Annotated in this window: 19 protein-coding genes, 1 pseudogene, 1 riboswitch and 1 other annotated feature; of the genes and pseudogenes, 10 read left to right on the forward strand and 10 right to left on the reverse strand. The window is 38.9% G+C overall.

The features are described 5' to 3' along the window. Positions 1 to 137 precede the first annotated feature (137 nt). Both MHI58_RS03155 and gabP read right to left on the reverse strand, forming a co-directional pair. Entirely contained in the window at positions 138 to 1,667 is a 1,530-nt protein-coding gene (locus tag MHI58_RS03155) for a multicopper oxidase family protein (protein ID WP_045034411.1), read from the reverse strand. A 97-nt stretch (positions 1,668 to 1,764) separates the two neighbouring features. After that, positions 1,765 to 3,153, reverse strand: coding sequence for a GABA permease (gabP, locus tag MHI58_RS03160; protein ID WP_024719380.1), 1,389 nt, complete (start codon positions 3,151 to 3,153; stop codon positions 1,765 to 1,767). 482 nt (positions 3,154 to 3,635) lie between these two features. On the opposite strand from gabP, the gene MHI58_RS03165 reads away from it, so the two are divergent. The 5 genes from MHI58_RS03165 (at position 3,636) to guaA (ending at position 10,724) form a co-directional block, all read left to right on the forward strand. Next, positions 3,636 to 4,535 carry a cation diffusion facilitator family transporter gene (locus MHI58_RS03165; protein WP_008344349.1) on the forward strand — a complete coding sequence of 300 codons (900 nt, stop codon included), beginning with the start codon at positions 3,636 to 3,638 and terminating at the stop codon, positions 4,533 to 4,535. Positions 4,536 to 4,637: 102 nt separating this feature from the next. Then, on the forward strand, positions 4,638 to 5,600 hold the full coding sequence (locus MHI58_RS03170) for a MoxR family ATPase (RefSeq protein WP_017366721.1): 963 nt from the start codon (positions 4,638 to 4,640) through the stop codon (positions 5,598 to 5,600). Further along, positions 5,597 to 6,787 carry a DUF58 domain-containing protein gene (locus MHI58_RS03175; RefSeq protein WP_041506685.1) on the forward strand — a complete coding sequence of 397 codons (1,191 nt, stop codon included), beginning with the start codon at positions 5,597 to 5,599 and terminating at the stop codon, positions 6,785 to 6,787. The genes MHI58_RS03170 and MHI58_RS03175 overlap by 4 nt, the downstream gene beginning before the upstream one ends. A gap of 11 nt (positions 6,788 to 6,798) precedes the next feature. Beyond that, entirely contained in the window at positions 6,799 to 8,997 is a 2,199-nt protein-coding gene (locus MHI58_RS03180) for a transglutaminaseTgpA domain-containing protein (protein WP_045034412.1), read from the forward strand. Between the two features lie 185 nt (positions 8,998 to 9,182). Next, a complete protein-coding gene (guaA, locus tag MHI58_RS03185) occupies positions 9,183 to 10,724 on the forward strand; it encodes a glutamine-hydrolyzing GMP synthase (RefSeq protein WP_041506683.1) in 1,542 nt (513 codons plus the stop codon). Positions 10,725 to 10,803: 79 nt separating this feature from the next. On the opposite strand, the gene MHI58_RS03190 is transcribed toward guaA, so the two are convergent. From MHI58_RS03190 to MHI58_RS03210, 5 genes are all read right to left on the reverse strand, one after another. Next, on the reverse strand, positions 10,804 to 11,289 hold the full coding sequence (locus tag MHI58_RS03190) for a YbaK/EbsC family protein (protein ID WP_045034413.1): 486 nt from the start codon (positions 11,287 to 11,289) through the stop codon (positions 10,804 to 10,806). A gap of 88 nt (positions 11,290 to 11,377) precedes the next feature. Continuing rightward, positions 11,378 to 12,436, reverse strand: a complete 1,059-nt coding sequence (locus MHI58_RS03195; protein WP_045034414.1) for a helix-turn-helix domain-containing protein — start codon at positions 12,434 to 12,436, stop codon at positions 11,378 to 11,380. Further along, positions 12,437 to 14,098, reverse strand: coding sequence for a 2-isopropylmalate synthase (locus MHI58_RS03200; RefSeq protein WP_368004366.1), 1,662 nt, complete (start codon positions 14,096 to 14,098; stop codon positions 12,437 to 12,439). A 55-nt stretch (positions 14,099 to 14,153) separates the two neighbouring features. After that, positions 14,154 to 14,418: a binding site (T-box leader), on the reverse strand. 239 nt (positions 14,419 to 14,657) lie between these two features. Beyond that, complete coding sequence (locus MHI58_RS03205) at positions 14,658 to 15,185, reverse strand: hypothetical protein (protein ID WP_234710300.1); 528 nt, start codon at positions 15,183 to 15,185, stop codon at positions 14,658 to 14,660. 29 nt (positions 15,186 to 15,214) lie between these two features. Next, positions 15,215 to 15,544, reverse strand: coding sequence for a helix-turn-helix domain-containing protein (locus tag MHI58_RS03210; protein ID WP_234710301.1), 330 nt, complete (start codon positions 15,542 to 15,544; stop codon positions 15,215 to 15,217). 517 nt (positions 15,545 to 16,061) lie between these two features. Here MHI58_RS03210 and MHI58_RS03215 point away from each other — a divergent pair. Beyond that, entirely contained in the window at positions 16,062 to 18,374 is a 2,313-nt protein-coding gene (locus tag MHI58_RS03215) for an SIR2 family protein (protein WP_045034416.1), read from the forward strand. Between the two features lie 643 nt (positions 18,375 to 19,017). Here MHI58_RS03215 and MHI58_RS03220 read toward each other — a convergent pair. Further along, positions 19,018 to 19,602 carry a GNAT family N-acetyltransferase gene (locus MHI58_RS03220; protein ID WP_045034417.1) on the reverse strand — a complete coding sequence of 195 codons (585 nt, stop codon included), beginning with the start codon at positions 19,600 to 19,602 and terminating at the stop codon, positions 19,018 to 19,020. Positions 19,603 to 19,770: 168 nt separating this feature from the next. On the opposite strand from MHI58_RS03220, the gene MHI58_RS03225 reads away from it, so the two are divergent. Further along, positions 19,771 to 20,310: a hypothetical protein gene (locus MHI58_RS03225; protein WP_235340253.1), complete on the forward strand. Its 540-nt coding sequence runs from the start codon at positions 19,771 to 19,773 to the stop codon at positions 20,308 to 20,310. Positions 20,311 to 20,354: 44 nt separating this feature from the next. On the opposite strand, the gene MHI58_RS03230 is transcribed toward MHI58_RS03225, so the two are convergent. After that, positions 20,355 to 20,528 (reverse strand): hypothetical protein, encoded by a 174-nt coding sequence (locus MHI58_RS03230; RefSeq protein ID WP_008344319.1) that lies wholly within the window; start codon positions 20,526 to 20,528, stop codon positions 20,355 to 20,357. 179 nt (positions 20,529 to 20,707) lie between these two features. Here MHI58_RS03230 and MHI58_RS03235 point away from each other — a divergent pair. Both MHI58_RS03235 and MHI58_RS03240 read left to right on the forward strand, forming a co-directional pair. Continuing rightward, positions 20,708 to 21,249 (forward strand): annotated as a pseudogene (locus MHI58_RS03235) (sigma-70 family RNA polymerase sigma factor). Continuing rightward, a complete protein-coding gene (locus tag MHI58_RS03240) occupies positions 21,218 to 22,663 on the forward strand; it encodes a DUF4179 domain-containing protein (RefSeq protein ID WP_041506673.1) in 1,446 nt (481 codons plus the stop codon). The pseudogene MHI58_RS03235 and the gene MHI58_RS03240 overlap by 32 nt, the downstream one beginning before the upstream one ends. An 18-nt stretch (positions 22,664 to 22,681) precedes the next feature. Here the strand turns inward: MHI58_RS03240 and MHI58_RS03245 are convergent, their stop codons facing one another. Continuing rightward, positions 22,682 to 23,869, reverse strand: coding sequence for an MFS transporter (locus tag MHI58_RS03245; protein ID WP_041506672.1), 1,188 nt, complete (start codon positions 23,867 to 23,869; stop codon positions 22,682 to 22,684). Between the two features lie 100 nt (positions 23,870 to 23,969). Here MHI58_RS03245 and MHI58_RS03250 point away from each other — a divergent pair, with 100 nt between their 5' ends. Continuing rightward, complete coding sequence (locus tag MHI58_RS03250; protein WP_045034418.1) at positions 23,970 to 24,848, forward strand: LysR family transcriptional regulator; 879 nt, start codon at positions 23,970 to 23,972, stop codon at positions 24,846 to 24,848. Between the two features lie 126 nt (positions 24,849 to 24,974). Continuing rightward, positions 24,975 to 25,076: riboswitch (purine riboswitch) on the forward strand. The last annotated feature ends 113 nt before the right edge of the window (positions 25,077 to 25,189 follow it).

Consider the following 25,189-nt stretch of genomic DNA (forward strand, 5'->3'; position numbering starts at 1 on the left):
GTTCAAAAAAATGCCATTCATGCGATACATTGTTCGTTTTTTCTCATGGAGATTGAAAAGAAAATAGAGGGCTAATATATAGAAGCTGTTAGCCCTTTTCATATTACGCAATTAAGAGAGAGGAGGTTTCATATTTACTAAATGATATCCATCGGCCGCATCATGTCATAATCCTCGTGTTCTAAAATGTGACAATGCCACACATATCGTCCGCTATATGGGACAAACCGAGCGATGATGCGAATGACTTCACCGGCATGCGCCTGAATTGTATCCTTGTATCCTTGTTCATGCAAAGGAGGCGCTTCATTTGGTCCTGTATACACGATTTCACCTGTTGATTGATAGATGTCTGTATCGAATGGTCTTCTATCAATCACCCGAAATTGAACAAGATGTAAATGAATAGGGTGTGTGCCCCTTGTTGGGTTGACAATGTTCCATACCTCTACACTACCAAGTCGAGGATTTTCCGTGACAGGATCATTCCAAAACTGGTTATCTAGTAATAAAACTGGGCGCCCATATTTATCTTGTGTGCCAGTAAGAGTTAGCGTCCGCTCGTTATCAGCTCTGCTCGGCCGGAGCGGTGGCAGTGGTTTGAAGATCGGACGTAATGTTTTAGCTGCTCTTCCTTTGAGCGGACGAGTGACTTTAAATTGCATAATGTTCGCATCTGTTTCTGGATTGACATCCTGACCGCAGCCTGCCGTATTTTTTAAAACAATCGTTTTGTTTTCGTAAGCTGAGAAGTCGATGATGACATCAAAACGTTCAGCAGGTGCAATGCTAAAAGATTGGTGATGAACAGGTCTTGGCAAAAAGCCGCCATCAGATCCAATTTGTAAGATTGTGGCGTCGTTATCTAGATGAAGCTCGTAAGTTCTTGTGTTGGATGCGTTTAAGATACGAAAACGATATTTTCGCGGCTCTACTTCTAAATACGGCCATACTTTTCCATTGACTAAAATCGTTTCCCCGCAAAAAAATGGCACGATAGAGGGATCTGGAAGGTCACTATCTTCTGGTGTGTTATTTGGTCTACTTGGGTAAAACAGTGCGCCATCCTCCTGGAATGTCCGGTCCATGATCATTAAAGGGATATCATATTCATCTTTCGGTAATTCGAGTGATTTTTCAAACGCATCTGAGATCAAATAAAAGCCAGCTAATCCGGCGTATACATTTAATCGTGTTAATGCCATGGCATGATCGTGATACCACAATGTGCATGCTTGCTGGTGATTAGGGTATTCGTAAACCTCTCGTTCAAAGAAGGGGCCGGTCGCTTCAAAGTCTCGCGAAAACCAAGCCTCCGGATAACCGTCACTGCTTGCAGGTGTCACGCCCCCATGTAGGTGAACGACTGTTTTGACTTCGGGTTCATCATGATGTCCAGCGTGAATGGTATGATCGACAGGCAGGAAGTGTTTCAGCGGCAATTTGTTCATCCATTTCACTTTGACCTTTTCATTTCGATTCGCTTTAATGGTTGGACCCGGCAAACTGCCATTATAGGTCCATAGCTTGGTTGGGGGCAGATCTCTATGAACTTTTAGGAACACCTCCTCCATAGCGATTTCATAATACGTTTGTCTTGGGTTTTTTTTGACGGGCTCTGCGACTTCTGGAATTGGCAGCTCGTCAACAAACTTTTCTAGGTTCATGTTGACTAATCCTCACTTAAAATCAATTTGATACATTATAAGTGCGGACATCCAAATAGGTGAATAAAATAAAAAAACCCGCTTTTCAGCGGGAGAATTAAGGGTGTTTATTTTCAAGCGCTGCACTTGCAGGCACTTTTTTGTTTGGTTTAAAGATGAAGTAGGCGGCTAGTACACCGATGGTAATGATGCTTGTCAGTATGAGCTGAGGTCTCATCGATTCGATAAATAGCATAGAGGCCAAGATGGCGCAGATGACCAAAATGGTAAAGTACGTAAGGTATGGGAACAGCCACATTTTGATTTTGAGTTGTTCTGGGTTTTCTTTTTCAATTTTACGACGCATTCTTAATTGTGAAACGGCAATGACCAAGTAGACAAGAAGTGCAATGGCACCAGAGGCATTGACTAGAAATAGAAAGATGGTTTCAGGGTAAAAGTAGTTCATCATGACGGCAATATAGGAAAAGAAGGTACCTGCGACTGTCGCTGCTACAGGGACACCGCGTTTGCTGATTTTCATAAAACGTTTTGGTGCTTCGCCTCTTTCTGCTAGTGAATAAAGCATTCTGGACGTTGTGTATAGGCCGGAGTTTAAACAAGAAAGAACGGCTGTTAAAACAATGACGTTCATGACTTGAGCGGCTGATGGGACACCGATGTATTCTAATACTGCAACGAACGGGCTTGTTAAAATATTCGCTGAATTCCATGGGAGTAACGTGACAACGACGGCGATCGACCCGACGTAGAACACAATAATACGCCATACAACTGAACGGGTAGCTGTTGTCACAGATTTGACAGGGTCTGCTGATTCACCTGCGGCAATTGCCACAATCTCGGTTCCCATGAAGGAAAAGATGACAACGACAATCCCGAGGAGCACAGAGCCGAACCCGTTTGGAAGGAAACCGCCATTCCCCGTTAAATTAGCAAGACCTGCAGTATGATGACCGCCAAAACCAAAGATAAATGCAAAACCAATGAGTAGGAATAGAATAATGCTGACGACTTTAATCAATGAAAACCAATATTCAAATTCGCCAAAAGATTTAACAGAAAAGATATTTGTCAAAGTTAAGAGGATTGTGAGGATAAGACTTGTGAGCCAAACAGGTGCATCTCCATACCAATATTGAATAATGGCAGCACCGGCAATGGCTTCAATGGCGATGACGATGACCCAGAAGAACCAGTAAAGCCAGCCGATTGTAAACCCGGCCCACGGGCCGATGGCGTCGCTCGCATATTGTGAGAAAGAGCCGCTTGTCGGATAGGCACATGCCATTTCTCCAAGCATTCTCATAATAAAGATGACCAGAAGTCCGGCAAATGAATAGGAAAGAATCGATCCAGGCCCTGCAGAATGAATGACAGCACCACTACCAACAAATAGCCCTGCCCCAATGACCCCGGCAATGGAGATCATTGAAATATGTCTTGTCTTAAGGTTTTTTTGAAGACCGTTTGTCATGTTGGACATTTCTTTACCTCCAAACATTTCTCTTTTATTTGAGAGTTTGTTTTTAGAATATTTTAAATTTTATCATACTGAATAGTCATTCAGCATTGGACAGGTTATCAAACTGACATTTCAAACCTCTTAACATGATGTTAAAAAGTATAAAGGATTTGAGAGATTATGTTCCCTCATTTTCCTCAGCCCATTCTTAAAAATAGCATAAGAAGGAAGAAAGAAAAGTTGTGTTTTGAAATAAAACTATTCTGACAATTATATAGTAGAGTGATGTTGTTCTTTTTCATTTTTCTGGGTGGTTTTGAAAAACATTGATGGGAGTAGGTCTTGAGGTCAATTGACCTTATAAAAATAAGTTTGCTTAGGTCAACACATTTCTATGTATCCTATTTTGCTGATTCAAGCGAATCATGTTGCTGTAGACCCACACGGGCTTGGCTTTGTAAGATAAATATAGAAAAGTAATGTGTGAGGAGGCGCTGTTCGGTATGGAGCGCTACAACGAATTAAGACAAGGTGAAACAGGTGCTTGGGTCAGCATTATAGCCTATGTGATCTTATCTGCTGTCAAACTGATCATTGGGTATGTGTTTCATTCAGAAGCCCTTTCCGCAGATGGCTTGAATAATACGACAGATATCATTGCTTCGCTTGCCGTATTAATTGGGTTGCGTATTTCTCAGAAGCCACCTGATGAGGATCATCCATACGGTCATTTTAGAGCTGAAAATATTGCGTCACTTGTGGCTTCCTTTATTATGATGCTTGTCGGGCTTCAGGTTTTGCTGAGTGCAGGCCAGTCGCTTTTCTCATCAGAGCATCAAACGCCTGATATGATTGCAGCTTGGACGGCAGCAGGAAGTGCTGTTGTGATGTATGGCGTGTATATGTATAACCGTAAACTGTCTAAACGAATTAATAGCCAGGCGCTATATGCCGCAGCGGCTGATAATAAATCAGATGCTTATGTGAGTATCGGGACGTTTGTCGGAATTATCGCCTCTCAATTTCAGCTGGCGTGGGTTGATACGCTTGCTGCATTTGTGATTGGCTTAATTATCTGTAAAACGGCGTGGGAGATTTTCAGAGATGCGTCTCATTCGTTAACGGACGGTTTTCATATAAAAGATATGTCTAAATATAAAGAGACGATTGAAGCGACACCAGGAGTGGGCGATTTGAAAGACATTAAAGCTCGTTATCTTGGAAGCACCGTCCATGTGGATGTGGTCGTTGAAGTAGAACCGCATTTAAACATCGCAGAAAGCCATGATATTGCAGATGAAATTGAACGCAGAATGAAGCAGGAACATGATATTTTACACTCTCATGTTCATATGGAACCAGCAAGTGAGCCTAAAGAGGAGCAGAAGTCTTTTCCATCGTGAGAAGGCTTCTTTTTTCTACGTGTTGATGTTTCATGCAAATGCGCGTTGTATGGTAAAGTTAGACTATATGAAAATTGACGGAAACGTGATAGGAGGATCAGGATGGCATTTGATGAACCGATGCATTCAGATTTACAAAAAATCGTAGATAACATCAATAAAGTGATGGTGGGGAAAAAAGATATTGCGATATTAAGCCTTGTTGCGATTTTGGCGAAGGGGCATGTGCTATTAGAGGATGTGCCTGGCGTTGGGAAGACCATGATGGTTCGTGCTCTGGCAAAATCCATTGGGTGTGAGTTTAAGCGAATCCAATTTACGCCTGACCTTTTGCCTTCAGATGTAACAGGTGTGTCGATTTATAATAAAAAGACAAACGAGTTTGAATTTAGACAAGGACCGATTATGGGGCAGATTATTTTGGCTGATGAAATCAACCGAACCTCTCCTAAAACACAATCAGCCCTTCTTGAAGCGATGGAAGAAGGCAGTGTCACAGTAGACGGAGAAACGATGCCGCTGGCAGATCCTTTCTTTGTGATGGCTACGCAAAATCCAGTGGAGTATGAGGGAACCTATCCACTTCCAGAAGCGCAAATGGACCGTTTCTTATTTAAGCTGCAGATGGGGTATCCAACGATGCTGGAGGAGCTTGAGGTGCTGAATTTGCAGGAGAAACAATCGCCAATTGACACGCTTCAGGCAGTCATGACAAAAGATCATATCCATGCTTTGCAGCAAGCGGTTCAGACCGTACATGTGGATGCATCGATTAAAGAATATATTGTCGAAATCGCCCAAGCGACGCGAAATCATCCGTCTGTCTATTTAGGCGTGAGCCCAAGGGGTTCAATTGCATTAATGAAAGCGGCTCAGGCGTATGCGCTGTTGAACAGGCGGGATTATGTGATTCCTGATGATGTACAGTATTTGGCGCCTTACACATTGCCGCATCGCATGATTTTGACATCAGAAGCAACATATGAAGGGAAGAAGGCGGAGACACTGCTGCGACAGATGATTGAGCATATTGGCGTACCAGTTCAAAAGTCGATGACTCAATGAAGTCACTTGACCGTTTCGCTTTTTCACTATGGTTACGGGTGTTTATGCTCCTTCTCCTCACGGCAGCAGCCTTTTGCTATGCCATGTTTCAGGGCGGCTTTGTGAGCTGGTTCCTTTTTTATGCATTTTCACCATATGCTTTGTATGCTTTGTTGTTTGCCCTTGTTCCACTTCGTGCAACAGCCAAAAGGACATTACAGCATACCCGGTTAAAGGCAGGGGATGTGCTGTCTGTTGACCTTGAAATCAAGCGGACGAATTTATTTCCGTACGTGTACGTCATACTTGAGGATGACCCGCCGGATACCTTCCATTTACAGGAACAGATTGAAATGAAGCGAATGATCTTTCCATGGTTTCGGAAAACGTGGCGATTTTCATATCAATTCAATGACATCATGCGGGGAGAGCATCAATTGACGGCGGTTAGAATCAAAACGGGTGATATGTTTGGGTTTGTTGAAAAAGAAGTGATTCTTCCACTAGAGAAAACATTGCTTGTGTATCCGAAAATGTTGGATATTCCGGTTGAATCTGCTGCATCGGTGAATGAAAATGGAGGCAAAGCGTTGCACTCTTGGTTAAATGAACCGACAAATGTGACGACAGGTGTGCGTGAATACCAGCAAGGAGACCGTTTCGCTTGGGTGGACTGGAAGACAACAGCTAGAAGAGGTCAGCTTATGACGAAGGAGTTTGAACAGAATCAGACAAAGGATCTGGTGGTGTTTGCTGATTTTACAGATGAAGCCGCTTTTGAAACGATTGTGTCTATGGCTGCGTCGGTTCTGCAAACGGCTGTGAAAAAAGGGGTGCCGGTAGGCCTTGTCCCGCTTGGGGATCAGCACTTATTTCGAGTGGATCAAGGAGAGAGGCATTTACAGGACATGCTCTACTATTTAACAAAGGTGCAGTATCAGCCTTCTCGTGCACCTGATTATCAATCATTAACATCGAGTGAGCACCAGCAGACAGGAAAGTATGTGGTGACAGGTCATCTGCAAGAAGAGCTTGCTGCCATTTTACTTGGGAATCGAAACAGAAAGAACATCACCGTTCTTTTAGTGAAGAGAGCCGTTGATCGATTGACGGCAAAAGAAAAACAGCTTGTGGACCGGCTTAAAGCTTCTGGGATACACACGACCCTTTTATTTGAGGACCGGCTGCACGAAAGAACTGTGAGGTGACAAACATTTATATGCATCAGCGGCAAAGCCGTTTTGAGTTGTTCATCTATTATGCTGTCGCATTTCTGCTGCTTTGGGAGTGGCTTCGTCCGCTTCAAGATTTTACAGAGACGAGTCATACGTCTTATTTCATCATTTTTATAGGGCTTACGTGTTTGTTTACGTTCTTTCGATTGAAGTGGTATGTGCCGTTTCCTATTTGTGCTGGATTGATCTTGCTCGCATTATATTTGATTTTTTATCAATCAGAGCCAAGTTATCTGCCTGCGCTGTTTGCTGATATTAAAGATAATATTTCTTTGATGAGCATGGGCATGTGGAGTGACATGTATCCGTCTTTCCGCACATTGTTGTTTTATATTTTGCTTTGGCTACTTGTTTATTTGCTTCATTATTGGGTTGTGTATCAGCAGCGTATCTTTTTCTTTTTACTGATGACGATTGTATATGTCACGATTCTTGATACGTTTACACCTTATGATGCGACTTTTGCGATCGTTCGAATTATGGTATTTGGCTTTTGTTTGCTTGGCCTGCTCTATTTCGACCGGCTTCGTTCGGCTGAAGGTGTGCGGGTGTCACAGAAAGCGCGTCTCAATTGGTTCTTACCCATGCTGGCACTTGTTCTTGTATCAGCATCACTCGGTGCTTCTTTGCCAAAATCTGATCCGAAATGGCCTGACCCTGTCCCGTTTTTTAAAGCGGTCACGAATCAAGATGGTTCTGCCGGGCAGAATAAGGTGGGATATAGTACGGATGATTCGTCGCTTGGGGGACCGTTTAGTGAGGACCGTACACCGGTATTTAAATGGAGTGGAAAAGAGCCGTCTTATTTTCGTGTAGAAACAAAAAGTATTTACACGGGGAAAGGCTGGGAGGATGCTTCAAATGATACGAAACCTACTCGGTTAAAAGGGAATGAAGTGCCGAACCAGTGGTTTACCAATCGCGTGAAAACAGAGGAGCATGAAACGAGAGTCGATATGGAATCAAATTATCGATTTAATCATGCTGTTTATCCGATTGGTACGGTTATGCTGACGCCAATGGAAAACATTCCACTACAAATGATGGGCAAAACGGAGAAAATTGTCCCGTCTACTCAAAACCCGCCCAAAAATTTAGGGAACTATCGAGTCAGCTTCTTATCACCTACATTTATCCTAGAGGACTTACAGCGGATCAAAGTACCGACCAAGCAACAAGTGAACCAGCAGGTCGGACGTGAATACTTGCAACTCCCATCCTCGCTGCCAGAGCGTGTGAAAACATTGGCGAACAGCTTAACGGAAACGAAGGATAATATGTATGATAAAGCAAAAGCGATTGAGGATTATTTAGGATCTGCGAAGTTTTCATATGAAACCCAAAATGTCGCTGTGCCTGGGCGTGTCGAAGACTATGTGGATCAGTTCTTATTTGACACAATGATTGGCTATTGTGATAACTTTTCAACCTCGATGATTGTCATGCTTCGCTCGATTGGAATTCCGGCGAGATGGGTGAAAGGGTACACGTCAGGTCAATTATATGAAACACAGATGGATGGAAACAATGTGTATGAAGTGACCAATAACAATGCGCATTCATGGGTAGAGGTGTATTTTCCAAACCGTGGCTGGGTGACTTTTGAACCGACAAAAGGGTTCACGAACCCAGAGACATTTACGAATGAAACCACGGCTAACAACGACCAAACAGATGATCAACAGGATGAAAAAGATCAGCCCGCATCTGATCAACAAGAAAACGAGCAGACACAACAGCCGCAGCAACAAGAACCAGAACAGCCGGCAAAACAAGAGGAACAAGCAGCTAAAGCAAAGCCAAGTGTGGTTCATGTTGGTTCAATCTTGGGTTACGCAGCAGGTGTGATTGTCTTTCTTGGTTTCATAGGCTGGATGCTTTACCGGTTCAGAGCAAGATGGCTGCCAATCTTTATTGTGAGAAAGGTAAAACGTCTGCCAGATGAGGAAGCTTTTTTCTACGCATATGCTGCTCTATTAAAACAGCTAAGGCGCAGAGGGATCGAGAAAAAGCCAGGCATGACGCTAAGAGAATTTGCTTCTTTGATCGATGACAAGGAAGGGAATCATCACATGTCTGAACTAACGCAGTTCTATGAGCGGGCGCTCTATAGACAAGAAGATGCGTCGGCGCTTTGGCGGCAGTCGGTGAAGTTATGGGAAAATTTAATAAACAGGAGATAGTCTTGACCCCGTACCTTCCTGTTGTTAGAATAGGTGAATATTAAAACCTTCTAAAATACATGAAATTGAAGCGTTCGGATGTGAGTCTGGGCGCTTCAAAAGCGTGATTTACACTGAGAGCAGGTTTTCTCCTCTCATTTTTTCTGTGCGTTTATAAAAACTATATTGGACATAGAGGTGACACCATGACAAATTTAGTAAATGAAATGATTTTGGTTCTCGATTTCGGTAGTCAGTACAATCAGCTGATCACTCGCCGTATTCGTGAATTTGGTGTGTACAGTGAGCTTCATCCGCACACTTTAACTGCTGAAGAAATTAAAGAAATGGCGCCGAAAGGAATCATCCTTTCTGGTGGACCAAACAGTGTATATGATGAAGGATCTTTCCGCTGTGACGAAAAGATTTTTGATCTAGGCATTCCAGTTCTAGGCATTTGCTACGGCATGCAGCTGATGACTCACTATTTAGGTGGGAAAGTAGAAGCGGCTAGCCAGCGTGAATATGGAAAAGCAGACATCCATATTAACGGAACACCTGATTTATTCAAAGACCTTCCAACGGATCAAGTCGTTTGGATGAGCCATGGTGACCTTGTTGTTGAAGTACCAGAAGGCTTTACAGTTGATGCAACAAGTGCACATTGTCCAAACTCAGCGATGAGCTTAGCTGAGAAGAATTTCTATGGCGTTCAGTTCCACCCAGAGGTACGTCATTCTGAGTACGGAAATGATCTATTGAAGAACTTTGTCTTCGGCGTATGTGAGTGCGATGGCAAATGGTCAATGGAGAACTTCATTGAAATCGAAATGCAGAAAATCCGTGAAACAGTAGGCGACAAACAAGTATTGTGCGCACTAAGCGGCGGTGTAGATTCATCTGTTGTGGCGGTATTGATCCACAAAGCCATCGGCGATCAGCTGACATGTATTTTCGTTGACCACGGTCTTCTTCGCAAAGGCGAAGCAGAAGGGGTTATGAAAACATTTAGCGAAGGTTTCAACATGAACGTGATTAAAGTAGATGCGAAAGATCGCTTCTTAAACAAGCTAAAAGGTGTGTCTGATCCTGAGCAAAAACGTAAAATCATCGGTAACGAATTCATTTATGTATTCGATGACGAATCGGACAAGCTTAAAGGAATCGACTACTTAGCACAAGGAACACTTTACACAGACATCATTGAGAGTGGAACAGCAACGGCACAAACAATCAAATCTCACCACAACGTTGGCGGTCTTCCAGAAGACATGCAGTTTGAATTGATTGAGCCACTCAATACACTATTCAAGGATGAAGTTCGTGCTCTAGGGTCAGAGCTAGGTATTCCAGACGACATCGTATGGAGACAGCCATTCCCAGGTCCAGGACTAGGAATCCGTGTACTAGGTGAAATTTCTGAAGAAAAACTAGAAATCGTCCGTGAATCGGATGCGATTCTACGAGAAGAAATTGCCAACTTCGGCCTTGAGCGCGACATCTGGCAATACTTCACAGTCCTCCCAGACATCCGCAGCGTAGGTGTCATGGGTGACGCAAGAACATACGACTACACAATCGGTATCCGTGCTGTTACGTCTATTGACGGTATGACGAGTGACTGGGCAAGAATCCCTTGGGATGTACTTGAAAAGATCTCGACTCGTATCGTGAATGAAGTGAAGCATGTGAACCGCGTGGTGTATGATATTACGAGTAAGCCGCCTGCTACGATTGAGTGGGAATAGTTATAATAGAGCTAGAAACCTTTGTGTATCAAGGATTTCTAGCTCTTTTTTATGTTTAATTGCACTTTTTCCTTCCATTTTATTGTGTGAATTCATCATTCCATCCCTTACACACATCAATCCATTGTGTATAACCGGAGTGTTTTTCTAGTTGTTTGATTGTGAGTTCAATCGCACTGTTACTGCTGCCGCAGGCTGGATAGACTGTCTCAAAACGTTTGAGTGACATATCTAAATAAACAGAAACGCCATTCTTTATAGCAAAAGGACATACTCCGCCAATTTCATGACCGACCAAGTCAACGACCTCTTGAGGAGGCAGCATTTTCGCTTTTGTTTTAAAGTATTCCTTAAATTTTTTGTTATCAACTTTTGCATCGCCAGAGGTCACAACTAAAATAGCTTGTCCATTCACTAGAAAGGAGAGTGTTTTTGCGATTCTTTCAGGTTCGCAGCCCAATGCAGAAGCAGCTAAGTCTACGGTTGCACTAGATACTGAAAATTCCTGAATTCGAGTATCCATTTCATATTGTTTAAAATAATCTTTTACTTGCTTGATTGACATGATGATGTCTCCTTTTTATTCGTATTGATTTGACATTTTCTTGATTTTGAAATTTTACTTTAAAGATAAGTCTCATACATTCTGCTCATTATGTTCTATTATTTAAACGATATTGATGTGGTGTTAGGTGATACTTTTTCTTAAATAAACGAATGAAATGCTCTACATTTTGATAACCAACGGCTCCCGAAATATGATCCACTTGTAAATTACTACCGGTTAGCATTTCGCAGGCTTTGTCCAATCTTATTTCTTGTCGAATCTCACGAAATGATTTGCCGAGTTTACGAGCTATATATTTAGACAGGTAAGATTGTGAAAGGTTAAATTCCTCTGCCATCTTCTGGAGTGTTATATGCTCACAACATTGCTGAATATATTGAAGCATTTGAATCATACGTATATCACTATATTGTTTGACCTGAATGACGTTCATATGACTTGGTTTAAATCTTAATAAGAGACATAATAATATCTCAAACAAATTATTCATAATCAACTGGTAACTAGGAAATCGATTGTGATTTTCTATAAATAATTGAAGAGAGCAGTCTAGCAAATTTTTATCCAAGTGACTATGGAAAATAAGAATATGTTTATTTTCTTTTATATACAATGCATTCAAAAAGAACTCTGAAATGACATGATTTCCTTTTAACATTTTAAAAAACACTTTTTGAAAAGTACTTTTGCGGATCATGATTTGTATAGCGATTGTATTCTCCATTACAAGTGGCTTGTGTATTGTGTCAGGTGGAATAAAGGCAATATCTCCTGATTTTAAAACGATTTTTTTATCTTCCACTTCTACATACATCTCATTTTCCAGAACATAGATCATCTCAAAGAAATCATGGATAGCCGACAATTGAGGCATAAAACGGCTATACTTTCTCACTTCGATATCTTTCTCCTGACCTAACCACATGGTATCCTCTTTTTCAAATTCGTTTTGCCCTTTTAGCAAAAATTCTTCTATATATATTTGCTTTTGCATGAAATTGTTTTGATCATAATCCTTCAAAAATAATTGCAATGATTGTTTGTCATGCTTTTTCTGTTGGTATTGTTGATAAAAGATTTCTTGTTCGTTATATTCTCTTAAATATTGCATCGCTTCATGTTTTTCAAGTTTATCTGTTTCCATCTACATCCAAACCTCTAGTTTATTTACTGCAACCACCAGGGCCTTCACTGTTGCTTCTATAATATCTTTATCGATTCCAGCACCCCAATGCATTTTTCCTTGATTTGAAATACCAATCTGTGCACAGGCTTTTGCTTGAGAATCGTTGCCCAAAGAATTCTGTTCATAGACTTCCAAATCATACTCGAGATGAAAATGTGCTTTTAACGCATTACTGATTGCATCTAAACTTCCAGTGCCAGTTCCTTGTATGTCAATTTGTTGATGATCTCTCAGCAAAGTTAAGGTGACTTCTTGCTTCTTTCCTTTATGAAATTGATAATCAAGCAGCTGGAAATGAGGGTGAAAATCAACATACTGTTCTTCAAAAACATGATATATTTCTTCGACAGACAATTCCCTATTTGTCTGATCAGATACTTTCTTCGCTGCATATCCCATGGCTTCATTCATTTGATAAGGAAGTTGAATGCCATAATTTGTTTCTAGGATATAACCTATGCCACCTTTTCCAGACTGGCTATTGATTCGAATCACATCCGTTTGATAATTCCTCCCCAGGTCAACTGGATCTACTGGGATATACGGAACGTCCCATTTATCAACATGATGTTCCTTTCTATATTTCATACCTTTAGATATCGCATCTTGATGTGACCCAGAGAATGCGGTGAAAACCATCTCACCAGAATATGGCTGCCTCTCATGAACAGTGATTTTTGTTAGTTTTTCATATTTTTTACGAATCGCTTCTAAGTTATTGAAATTTAATTGTGGATCATAACCTTGTGAATACATATTCATCGCCAAGGTAATCAAGTCTACGTTCCCTGTACGCTCACCGATACCAAATAATGTCCCTTCGACTCTTTCTGCGCCAGCTAGCACACCAAATTCTGCATCACTCACCCCAGAGCCACGGTCATTATGAGGATGGACAGATAATGTCACACTGTCTCGGTAAGACAGATTTTTGTGTATATACTCAATCTGACTTGCAAAGATATGAGGCATTGAATATTCAACTGTTGTCGGAATATTGATGATCGCTTTATGATGTGGTGTCGGTTTCCAAATATCTAAAACACTATTACAAATATCTAATGCATAATCCACTTCTGTTCCTGGAAAGCTTTCAGGACTATATTGAAAATAAATATCACTTTCTGTATTTTCGGCCAGTTCTTTTACTAAAATAGCGCCATCAATGGCAATTTGTTTAATTTCATCTTTTGTTTTCTGAAATACTTGTCGGCGCTGCGCTTCTGAAGTCGAATTATATAAATGAACAATCGCTTTCGGCACCCCCTTAATGGCTTCGAAGGTTCGGCGGATAATATGCTCTCTCGCTTGCGTGATCACCATAATCGTGACATCGTCTGGAATCATATGCTGATCAATCAGTGTCCGTAATAGCCTAAATTCCGTATCAGAAGCAGCTGGAAATGCGATTTCAATTTCTTTAAAACCTATCTCTACTAGTAACTGAAACATTTCCAATTTCTCTTCTAAGTTCATAGGAATAGGTAATGCTTGATTTCCATCCCGTAAGTCCACACTACACCATATCGGGGCACGTTCTAATGTTTCTTTTTTCACCCAATCATAAGTAAGGTTCGGTGGCAAAAAGTATTTCTTTTCGTATTTTTTGTGGTTAAACATCATCGATTCCTCCTAGTAAATAGAATAAAAAAAGTCCTTCATCTCCAATATTTTCATTGGAGACGAAAGACTTCTTCTTACGCGGTACCACCCCTGTTTCATGATAACCATACATTATCATGCCCTTATTCGGATACAGATTGTTTGATCTTATATCCTTCCCGTATAACGGCGGGGTGCCGACCTTAACTACATCAATCATTTTCATTTCACTAAGGCTACTCTAAGGTGAGTTCCCTGCCTTTTTGTTATTGCTTCTCATCAACCAGCAACTTTCTGAAAACATTTCGGCAAGTACTATTCCTTATCATCGCATTCTCATTTTTCTGATTTTTTCTATTATACCAAGATTACAAAAAAGTGATAGTGGTAGGGATATCTTTTTAAATTGATTTCTTTTGTCCTATGGGTGTCTGATCTTTATTTTACTTCTGTTTTAATGTGGTATCCTCTTCACCAAATAAAAATCCAAGGCCACAAATAAAGGTAAGTGAATTCACAGCGAACAATAAAATTGTACCAATTTTTTTCATATCAATTAACCTCCTCCTTCTGTCTGCTAGCCCTCAAAATTTAAATTGACGGTTGTATCCTCTAAATCATCCACAGCGTTTTGTTCTGTCACTGGCACATTTTCATCTACCGTTTTAAAAATAAGTTCGTCTATCCAAATTTGACCTTGACCATGTAGCAATATGCCAAACGCAATGATTTCACTTTTTACTGGAACATCTGGAACTACACTAAAATGATTCCAGCTGTTTGTTCCTGTAATGGGACGGTTCATCATATTGTCAAACGCAAGAACTTCACCTGAAGAATGGTCGATTCTCATCCATAAACCAGCTGAGCCTTTCACATCTTCGCTTTTCACAAAAGCAGAAAATTGAAGGCGTTCTCCTCGGTAACGATCAGACTTAATTTGCTGCATTAAGGTCGCGAATCCTCGTGCTTTTTCATCTTTTGATTTTAAATAAGCGGAGTTAGTACCACTGTGTACAATTCTGTTATCCAATCCTGTTTCATAGTCAGATGGGGTGTCCCCCGTCATAATCCAGCCAGTAGGTGTGTTTTTATGTGCAACCATATTCGTTTCCTACTTATCAATGACATTCCTTAGTAATCTCCGATAACGTACGGGGACATGTCATATATCTTCTTAAAGGCTCTAGGAAAGGATTCCTGTGAACCAAAACGATACTGCAATGCGATATCGATCGCCCTTTGGTCCGTATGAAGTAAATCCTTCGCCGCTTGGGTCATTCGACGTGCCCGTATATAATCAACAACTGACTTCTTCATCACTTTTTTGAACATACGGTGAAAGTGAAACCTAGAATAACCAGCGTGTTTCGCTAGAGTTTGAAGCGGTAAATCATCTTTCAGATACTGTTCAATATAATTCAATGTTTCTTGAATCGTTTTCACATGTTCTTGATAGGACAACCGAGCACCTCCTTGCCTTACGAGTTTAGTATAGCGGAAATGCTCTTAAGGAAACTTGACTTTTTGTGCTATGTTGCAATATTCAGAGCAAGATTTTCCTTACGGTACGTTTAGAGCTGGGTATTCCTTACGCATCGTCTGAAGACAGTCGTTCCTAGGTTTATAGGTATCCGTGAATTTGAGGGGGATATCTGGAGATTTACTAAAAAATGTTCGTGAATTTTTCTATGCAAAGAAAGTATTAAACATATGACTACGCAATCAATTTAAATAATTTATTTTGAAAGTTTTATTAAAATTTGGATATATGAATATGTGAATAAGGATTTTTAGGCGAAGAAAATTAAGAAATTGATAGAGTCTTAAACTAAATTAACAAAAAGGGATAAAATGTATTATTTCACTTAAAAATGAAAAATTTTGCAAAAATTCAGAATGAGGATATAATAATCTTATTATGTGAAAATATTAGATTAAGTAATGGGTTAATTTTATAAATATTGGAGTGAAAACCACAATGGAAATTGAAAACAGTAGTTTGTTTAAAGAAAAGTTGAAAGAAGGAATAAATCTTTTTACCGGTGCGGGCTTTTCAACTTTACCAGATATTCACGGTGAAGTATTACCAACTGGTAGAGATTTATGTATGGAAATAGAAAAAACTTTTAATATATTAGCTGAGGAATTCGAGTATGATTTAGAAGTAATCTCCTCTATTTTACCAGATAACTCATATCAGGATTATCTAAGAAGGCGATTTCGTGTTCATAGCTATAATGAAAAATACGAAGTGTTAAATAAGATTAATATGAATTCTTATATAACAACTAATATTGATAATATAATAAGTCAAGTTATTTCAAAGAGCTCTCGATATTATCTAAGAAATCTTTCTTTTTATGGAGCAAATAAAGGTAATAAAAGTGAATTAGTTTATTTGCCCTTACATGGAGATGTATTAAACAATAATGTACCATTGTATTTTAAAAAGTTAGATTTGGCAGTTGTAGATGATGTAAATAGAAAGTTATTCGAGACAATGAGGACGTATTTAAGAAAACAAAGTACTTTGTTTATAGGTTATGGTTTTCATGATAAAGGTATTTTACCTATAATTAAAGAGATTACATCTGAAAGACCTCAAGATTTATGGATTCAGTGTTTACCGAATGATGAGAAAATGAAGAATCTTTTTTCTAGACTTGGCTGTAATTTAATATTAGGGACTACAGAGGAGCTTTTAGATTGGATAAATATTAATATCAAGGATGAAGAGATAATAGAAGAACACTCTGACATCTTAGAGATAAATGGTTATAAAATACCCAATATTGATGACCTAGAAGTTATGTCTTCAGAAGATTACTTTAATAAAGGAGAAACACATTGGCATGCGATCCATGCAAATCATCCTTATGAGACAAAATGGGTTACCAGTATTTATGATGCTGCGATAAAAAACAAAAAAATTATAATTGTTGGTGGTGACTTTTCTGGAAAGAGCACATTGCTAATGCAATTAGCTATTAAAGTTAACGCCTCCAATAAATTTTACTTGAAGTCACCAACTAAAGAAGAAGCTAAACTAATTCTTAATAGAATAGGTGAAAAAAAATCTTGGGTATTTTTAGAAAATTGTGCGGAGGATATAGAGGCTTTTTCAATACTTTTGAATAGCGAAAATATTATAGTAGTTGGTACTGCAAAAGAATATCAATTTGAGCAATCGAAGCATTTGATTCAAAAAAATAATTTCACCAAAAAAATTGTTGATGAGATTTCTGAAAATGAAGCTTTTAGAATATATAATCACATCTCTAATAGTATTAGAAGTAGTAATTTCAGATATAAGGAGAATGAGGAAGAAAAATTCACTATGCTAGAAATGATAGCCAAAAATATTAAGCATCCCCTAACTAAGTCATTTGTGGAGAAAAATATAAGTGAAATTATGAAAAAAGATAAAGAGGCTTTTGAATTGCTTGGATTATCAACATACTTAACTACAAATGGTTCTAGCGTTTCTACAGATATATTATTTTCTTATTTTGATATTAAAGAATATAAAGAAGTGGAAGAATTATTTAATCGAACCAACAGTTATTTAAGAGAACTTGGCAGTGAATACGAAGCTGAGTTAAATGATCAAGATTATTTTATACTAAGATCTAAACTCTTTACCAAAATAGCTAAAGAAGTTTTTGAAAGTGACCCGATCATTAAAAGAGAATATAGGGAGATTATTAAAAAGTTTATATATAAAATAGATCCTTTTAAAATTTATAGGTATTATGTTTTCAAGCGAAGCGCATATGATAGTAGCCTTTTTTATAGTCTCTTTTTAGATAAAGCCGAAGACATATATAATTATTTATATCAGTTTGATAAGAATCCTTATACTTTACAACAATTAGCTTTATATTTATCAAAGCTCGGGAAGTACGAAGAAGCGTTTACTAAAATTGATAAAGCTTTGCAAGTACAACCTAATAATTTTAGTATGAAAAATAGTAAAGCAATAATCCTTTTCGAAGCTAACAAAGGTAAAAATACTCCTCTTGCCAGAGAACAGTTGGTTTTAGCTTTAAAAAATTTGGAACAATGTTATTCTAGTGATAAGAGAAAGGTGTATCATGCACAAAAGTATAGTGAATTTGTACTTTATTTAGAGGAGGATTATGGTAATTCTACTGAGATAAACATAGCGCACTTTTTAACTCAGGCTTCGGATTGGATTGATGAAATAATTAAAGATGGGAGTTCAAATTCAAGAAGAACTTTACAACTAAAAGAAAAGTTAAAAAAAGTCTTGTCATACAATAATTATTGATAGATAAGTTTGATGGAATGACATACGATTAAGCTGGGACGCTCTTGAAAAGATTTCAACTTGTTTCGATAACGAAATGAAGCATTTTATGTAATACTTCTAGTAGAGTTTTGCCAAGCTGGAGTGGGATTAGATTACTGAAATATGCTAAATAACTATTGGTAACACTTTCATTTTAAATTTGAATATGAGATTCTCTGATAATCACATTGATTTGTGGAAAAAGAGAATCTTTTTACATCTAAAATCTCAAATTCTTTTAAACTGAGTCAATTAACCGAAGGCTGAAAACTAAATTATAATATACATTCGTGAGATTTAGACGATTGAATGAAGACCAGAGTTATTTTAATTTTCGACAATGACACTCTCTTTCAGTATTGTGTATCATTCTTAAACTAATCTATACACGAAAAAAGATGATAGGTCATTTTGAGTAGATTATACTAAGAATAAAGTAGAGGATTTTCAAAAGAACAACCTCATATCCTAGTTGGTATTATCGATACAATGAATGTAACTCAAAAAGTGAATGCGGTGATTATTGGTTATTGGTGGAGCATTGCAACAAAAATAGTGAATTTTCTGTTTGTAAAAAGCATAAACAAAACAGCGAGTGCTAACCTCACTAATTTCATTTGTTTTATTCATGAAATCTGTTTGTCTCGTAATCACTCTTCAAAATCGAATACATAAACACATCATCAAACCCATGTTGACCAAGATCATACTCCCTCAATAAACCCTCTCGTACAAAATTAATCTTCTCCAATAATTGAACAGAAGACGTATTTGCTGGATCAATGATGGCTTCAATCCGATTCAAGTTCATCTCCTGAAATCCATACCGCAACACCGCAGTAATTGCTTCCTTCATGATGCCTTTTCGCCAATGATCTTGGTGTAATTCATAGCCAATTTCCGTACGGAGGTGCTGTTTTTCTAGATTGAGAAAGCCGCAGCTCCCGATGATGGCTGGATTTTCTTTTAGAGAAATTCCCCAGCGGATGCCTGTTTGTTCTTTGAAGATATTGTCATACCACTTGATTTCTCCTTTTGTGTCTACGATGGTTTCATGTGCATCAATGCCCATATAGCGGCAGACGGTTTCATTTGATAAGTAGAGGTGCATATCCTCAGCGTCTTTGATCGTTGCTTGTTTTAAGATTAGTCTTTCGGTATGAATTGTTGGAAATGATTGTGGAAATATCAGTTTATGTCTAGTCATATGTATCTCCTATAGTTTATTTTATTTAAATTATACCTGTATTGGTACAATTTGTGGAATGCTCTGATATAATATGAATTTATCATTGGGGTAATCATTTACATTCGAATTTTACTAAAAAAAAGAGGGTAAAAGAAATGGGCATTTTTTCTGATCATGATTTGTATCATGATGATCACCGTATCTTTAATGATTTATTTATTTAAAAAGGGAGCCTTTCGTTCTAAGGTGTTAGTGATAATAGGTTCTGTTTTAGGTGGAGCCATACTAGTTGTCTGGATAGCTATGTTTTTTAATTTTCACTCTATCACTTTAACAGATGAATCGATAGGTCATTTTAAGATCGGTCAAACATTTAAGGGAGATCATCATTTTGTTGAGAATTCTCAATTCTCTCATCAAAAACAGACGGTCTACATGGAAAAAGAAAATGAAGATTTTGTCGTATCAGTTGATCAACATCATCGAGTAACATCTATTTACAATCAGTCAACTCAAAAAAGTTTTCAAACATCTAAGGGTGTTGCAATTGGTGCAGATTATTCATCTGTGATACAAATGTATGGAAATCAATTCAAGCAGCTTTGGTTTGTCGAAGGGTATAGCAAAGGTATACAATACCAAGATCAATCAAATGGCATCATTTTGGAGTTCTTTTTCAATGACGAGACACTAGCACTCATTGAACTTCGCAGTAAGCGGGAGTGAAATAGTAGAAAGTAAAAACGAGCATTCTATTGAAGTGCTCGTCTTTATGTTGTTTTTTCATAACATGCCTTACAATAAAAAACCCCTTCATTTCTTAGCCAAGCCTTTACTTCTGTCATTCCTCGTCTCTTTGGATAGACCAGCTTAACGTACACTTCTTCGTTACCTTCTATTTTCTTTTGGCAGCTAGCACAAGCAGGTTCTTCAAATAGAAACAATCAATATCCTCCTTTTTGTAGATATTTCTTCCATTATATCAAAAGTTCAATACGATCTTTGTGGCCTATTCTTCACTTTCTCTATTTTTGTCCGACATATGTTGAGTAAAAGAAATTTTTGTTTGTTGAAACCGTTTGAGAGAAACCTTGCTCTAACAGGTGTAGGAGGTGTGGATGAGATGAAGCAAGTGCGTCTAATTAAAAAAGCACAAAAAGGGAATGTCCCGGCATTTGAGACATTAATGCTGATGTATCAGGAGCGTTTATATAAAACGGCTTTTCTCTATACAAGAAATAAAGAGGATTCGTTAGATGCTGTTCAGGAGACGGTCATTAAAGCATTTAAACATTTATCTGGATTAAAAGAACCGGCTTATTTTTCTACATGGCTGACTAGGATCTTGATTCATACGATTTTTGCGATGAAGAAAAAGCAGCAATTGTTCTGTTTGAACAGCATCATGAGAGCGTTGAGCGGCATGATTTTTTGGAAGACAAGCTGGATTTAAAAAATGCACTAGATGTGTTAGATGAGCAATATCAGCTCGTGATTCAGCTATTTTATTTTCAAGATTATTCGATTTCAATGATTTCTGAACAGATGGGTGTGCCCGAAGGAACTGTCAAAACTCATTTGTATCGAGCAAGAAAGTTATTAAAGCAAACATTGGAGAAGGAGGAGAGTGTCGATGGAACGAAAAGAAATGAAAAAGCTCTATGATGAGATTGATGTACCAAAGGTTGAATTGACCTCTGCGGTTCGCCAAGCAATAGGAGATGTGAAAGCGGAACAGAAAAGACGTTGGTTCACATGGAATTGGAGAACGCCAATCTATTCAGTTATCGCCCTTGTTGTCCTTTACTTTTCATCAGGCTTCATTTTTCCTTCTCTTAATACAGCGATGGCTCGAGTACCGTTTGTTGGACAGTTATATATGATGTTTCACGATAAAGTAGGAATGTCTCTTTTTCAGAGTGAGTTGGTGAAGCATGTCAATGAGGGGGCTGAATCAAGAGGGGTTACTGTGAAAGTGAACAGTGTGTATTATGATGCCGGGCGGCTTGTTTATACATTTACTGTGGAGAATTTCCATACAAATGAAGATTTTATACCGATCAACATTGATTCAGATCAGATCAATGAAAATTTCCAACCAGATACAAGTGGTCCAGAGTTGAAAAAACTAAAAGATGGTCGATATGCTGGACGAATAGAATTCTATACAAATGGACAAATGATTAAGCAAGGTCAAAAAGCACAACTCGTGATTTCGAAAATTGGAGATATTGTAGGGAATTGGCGCTTTGAGTTACCTGTGGTTAAGCAAAAAACCACCTTATTAGCAGGACAAAAAGAAGTATCTATTCTAAATGGACGTTATCAAGTGAAAGATATCAAGGTGGAAAATGGAGTGAATTCCTCTGTTATTCAATATGCGATTGATTACAATGGTGTCGCAAAAGATGATGATATCACTCTAGATAGCATGAGAGATAATTTGGGAAATGAGTACAGGCTTATGAATGGAGCAACATTAAAGGAAAAACAACTTTCAACTGAAAAAACTAGACAAAATGCTTTGACTATTTTGGATAAGCCAATCGCTTCAAACACTACTGAACTGACATTTTATATTAATGGGATATATGAACATGAAGAAAGCAAAATCATTTCACTCCAGAATCAGCTGCCTGTTCAGTTCAGAACAAAGCACCATGGAATTGGGATTAAGATCAATAAAATAAAGCAAAAAGGGCGTTCTTTAACAGTTGATTATCAATTTACTGGAGTAGACCAGGAAAAATTAGATGAGGCTGATATGAAGAATGTCGGCGGATCAATTGGATTAGGCGATGTGAAAAAAATGAAATCATGGTCAGACCCTGAAGCAAATTACGAAAACGGATATTATTTAAAGGGGAACGATGCAAAGGTGATCAATTTAAAGACAGCTTCTATGCAATCCACCTTTGATTTTGATGTGAAGGAGTTAGACAAACTATCATTAAACCATTTTTCATTTAAGGATTATGGGCTTTATCTTAATTTGTCAGACCTGAATCTGTTGGCACCACAAAAAGAAATAATGGTAACCATTCCAGTCAAAAAAGAAACATCAAAAGCTAGTCAATAAGTAAGAAAGCGAACATGATTACACATGTTCGCTTTTTATCTGTTGATGTGCCAGTCGATGACGATTGAACGAGTACCGAATCAACATCAACGCAACAAAACTGGCTAACCCGCCAATCCAACTTAAATTCGTTACATTTGTATATTGAATAATTAGACCGCCCATTGACGAGCCGAGCATCATGCCGATATTCATAATCGCTGTATTAAAGCTCAGCACGGTTTCCGATGTTTCGGGTTTTAGGGAGATGAGATAAAATTGCTTCGCTGGTGTTGTTGTCCATGTGGCGGTTCCCCAAATGGCGAGCGTGATGAAGACGCCAACTACAGAAAATTGTGTAAAAGATAATGCAAAGAGCATGAGCATCTGAACCGTGATGCTGATTGAAATGGTTCGGTTTGGTCCCCATTGATCGACGGCGTATCCGCCAAAGCGTGATCCGATAAAAGCAGAAATCCCTAAGACGAGCAAGGCAATGCTTGTCATTTCGAGCGTAAATCCGGATGTCTGTCGCAATAATGGCGAAATGTAAGCAAATACCATCGTGTACCCTGAAATCCAAAAGGCAGTCGTGGCTAATCCGCTTAACACCCTGCGGTCTTGAAGAATTTGCATTTGCTGCTTAAATGGCACATGGGAATGTCCCCCCATAGGCGGTAATAATCGATACAGAAGAAACAAGAGAAAAGCGGTTCCTATTGCAATGATGAGAAAAATGGCATGCCAATCTACATATCCTGCTAAAAATGTTCCAATCGGTACACCGAGTACTAGTGAAACTGTAAATCCAGTGATCACCGTGGCCATCGCACTTCCCTTTTTTTCTGGCGGGGCGAGATGCGCTGCATAATTTGTTGCGAGCACAATATATAAGCCGCCACTCATGGCCATGATGACCCGTGAGAGCATGAGCAGCATAAAGTGATGGCTAAAAAAGGCAAGCACATTCCCTGCTATAAACATGGAAATCGCCGATAAAAGAACCTTTTTTCGATTCAATTTCGATGTGGCCATGACTAAAAAGAGGGCACCCACCGCATAAAAAAGAGAATAGATGGTGATGAGCTGTCCCGCAACCGGGATGGAGATGCGCAGATCGTCAGAAATGATGTCCAGTATGCCTGATACGACGAATTCTGAAGTGCCTGTGACGAAAGAACCGACGGCTAAAAGAAATATGAGCAATGGATAAGATGTACTTTTCATTTTGAACCCTTCCTTTATGTTGAAACGTTGTATTCATTTTAAATTCCGTGCTAACATAAGTAAAATTGATGTTTTTCATGAAAGGGATGAGTGAATACTCATGAGCTTTGTTCGATTCGAGACGATGGCTAAGGTGGTCGAGCTAGGCAGTTTTACCGCTGCAGCTGAAGCGTTAAATATGACACAGTCTGCCGTGAGTCATGCGGTGGCAAGTTTAGAGACGGAGTGGGGCGTGTCTTTATTCGTGCGTGACCGAAAAAAGGGCATTACGCTGACAGATACCGGTGAAACCCTTCTTCCGCATATAAGAGAAGTGCTAAATCGAGTAGAGAAAATTCAGCAGGAAATTGCGCTCACCAAAAATATTGAATCTGGCTTGATTCGGATTGGAACATTTGCCAGTGCATCCGCTTGTTTGTTGCCAAAACTACTTGTGAGCTATCAGAAAAAGCATCCAAAGATTGAATTTAAATTCTATGAGGGGACATATGAAGAAATATTGGAGTGGCTCGATTCTGGCATTATTGATGTTGGGTTTGTTGTAAAAGGTAAAGCGGATGAAGCGTTTCATCTATTGCCACTTATGAAAGATAAAATGGTGGTCGCCTATCACGAAAATCATCGTTTTAAGCAGCAACCAATTGTAGACATGGAAGAATTAGCTGATGAACCGTTTATTATGCCAACTGGTATGTATCAATCCCATGTAGAGGATATTTTTTCAGAGGCGCAAATCAAGCCGGCTATTTTATTTGAAGTGCATGATTGTACGACCATTGCCCGCATGGTTGGGGAAGGACTTGGTGTGACGATAGGTCCTGAGTTATTCCTAAAAACGCAGCAACTTGTGCAGATCAGTCATCTGAATGTATCGCATCATCGTGAGGTGGCGCTTGCCTGTCCATCGCTCACGCAAGCTTCTCCTGCTGTGAAGGCATTTTTCGATGTAGCAGAAACGGTTTTTGCCAGAATTCAGTGATGGGTGTATAAAGAACTAGATGTGATTTTCCAAATTCGTGTAATAAGACGAATGAAGCGGACATTTCTTTGAAAAATGTTCGCTTTTTGTATTGTGTTTTAAAAATGAAGTTGGTACAATAGACACAGAAATCAAATAGATAGAAGTCGTATAATGGCGGGGATATGGCCCGCAAGTTTCTACCAAGCTACCGTAAATGGCTTGACTACGTCAATTCACACTCGTTTGATATAAATCATGCATTGTTCTTGTTTGATGTCACGGTCTGAATTCACATTGTAGTCAAGCGTCCCAAAAACTGTTGGGGCGTTTTTTATTTGACTTGTGAATGGGACAGACTA

It is taken from the genome of Bacillus sp. FSL K6-2869 (genome assembly GCF_040869405.1).
Classification (GTDB): domain Bacteria; phylum Bacillota; class Bacilli; order Bacillales; family Bacillaceae; genus Bacillus; species Bacillus altitudinis.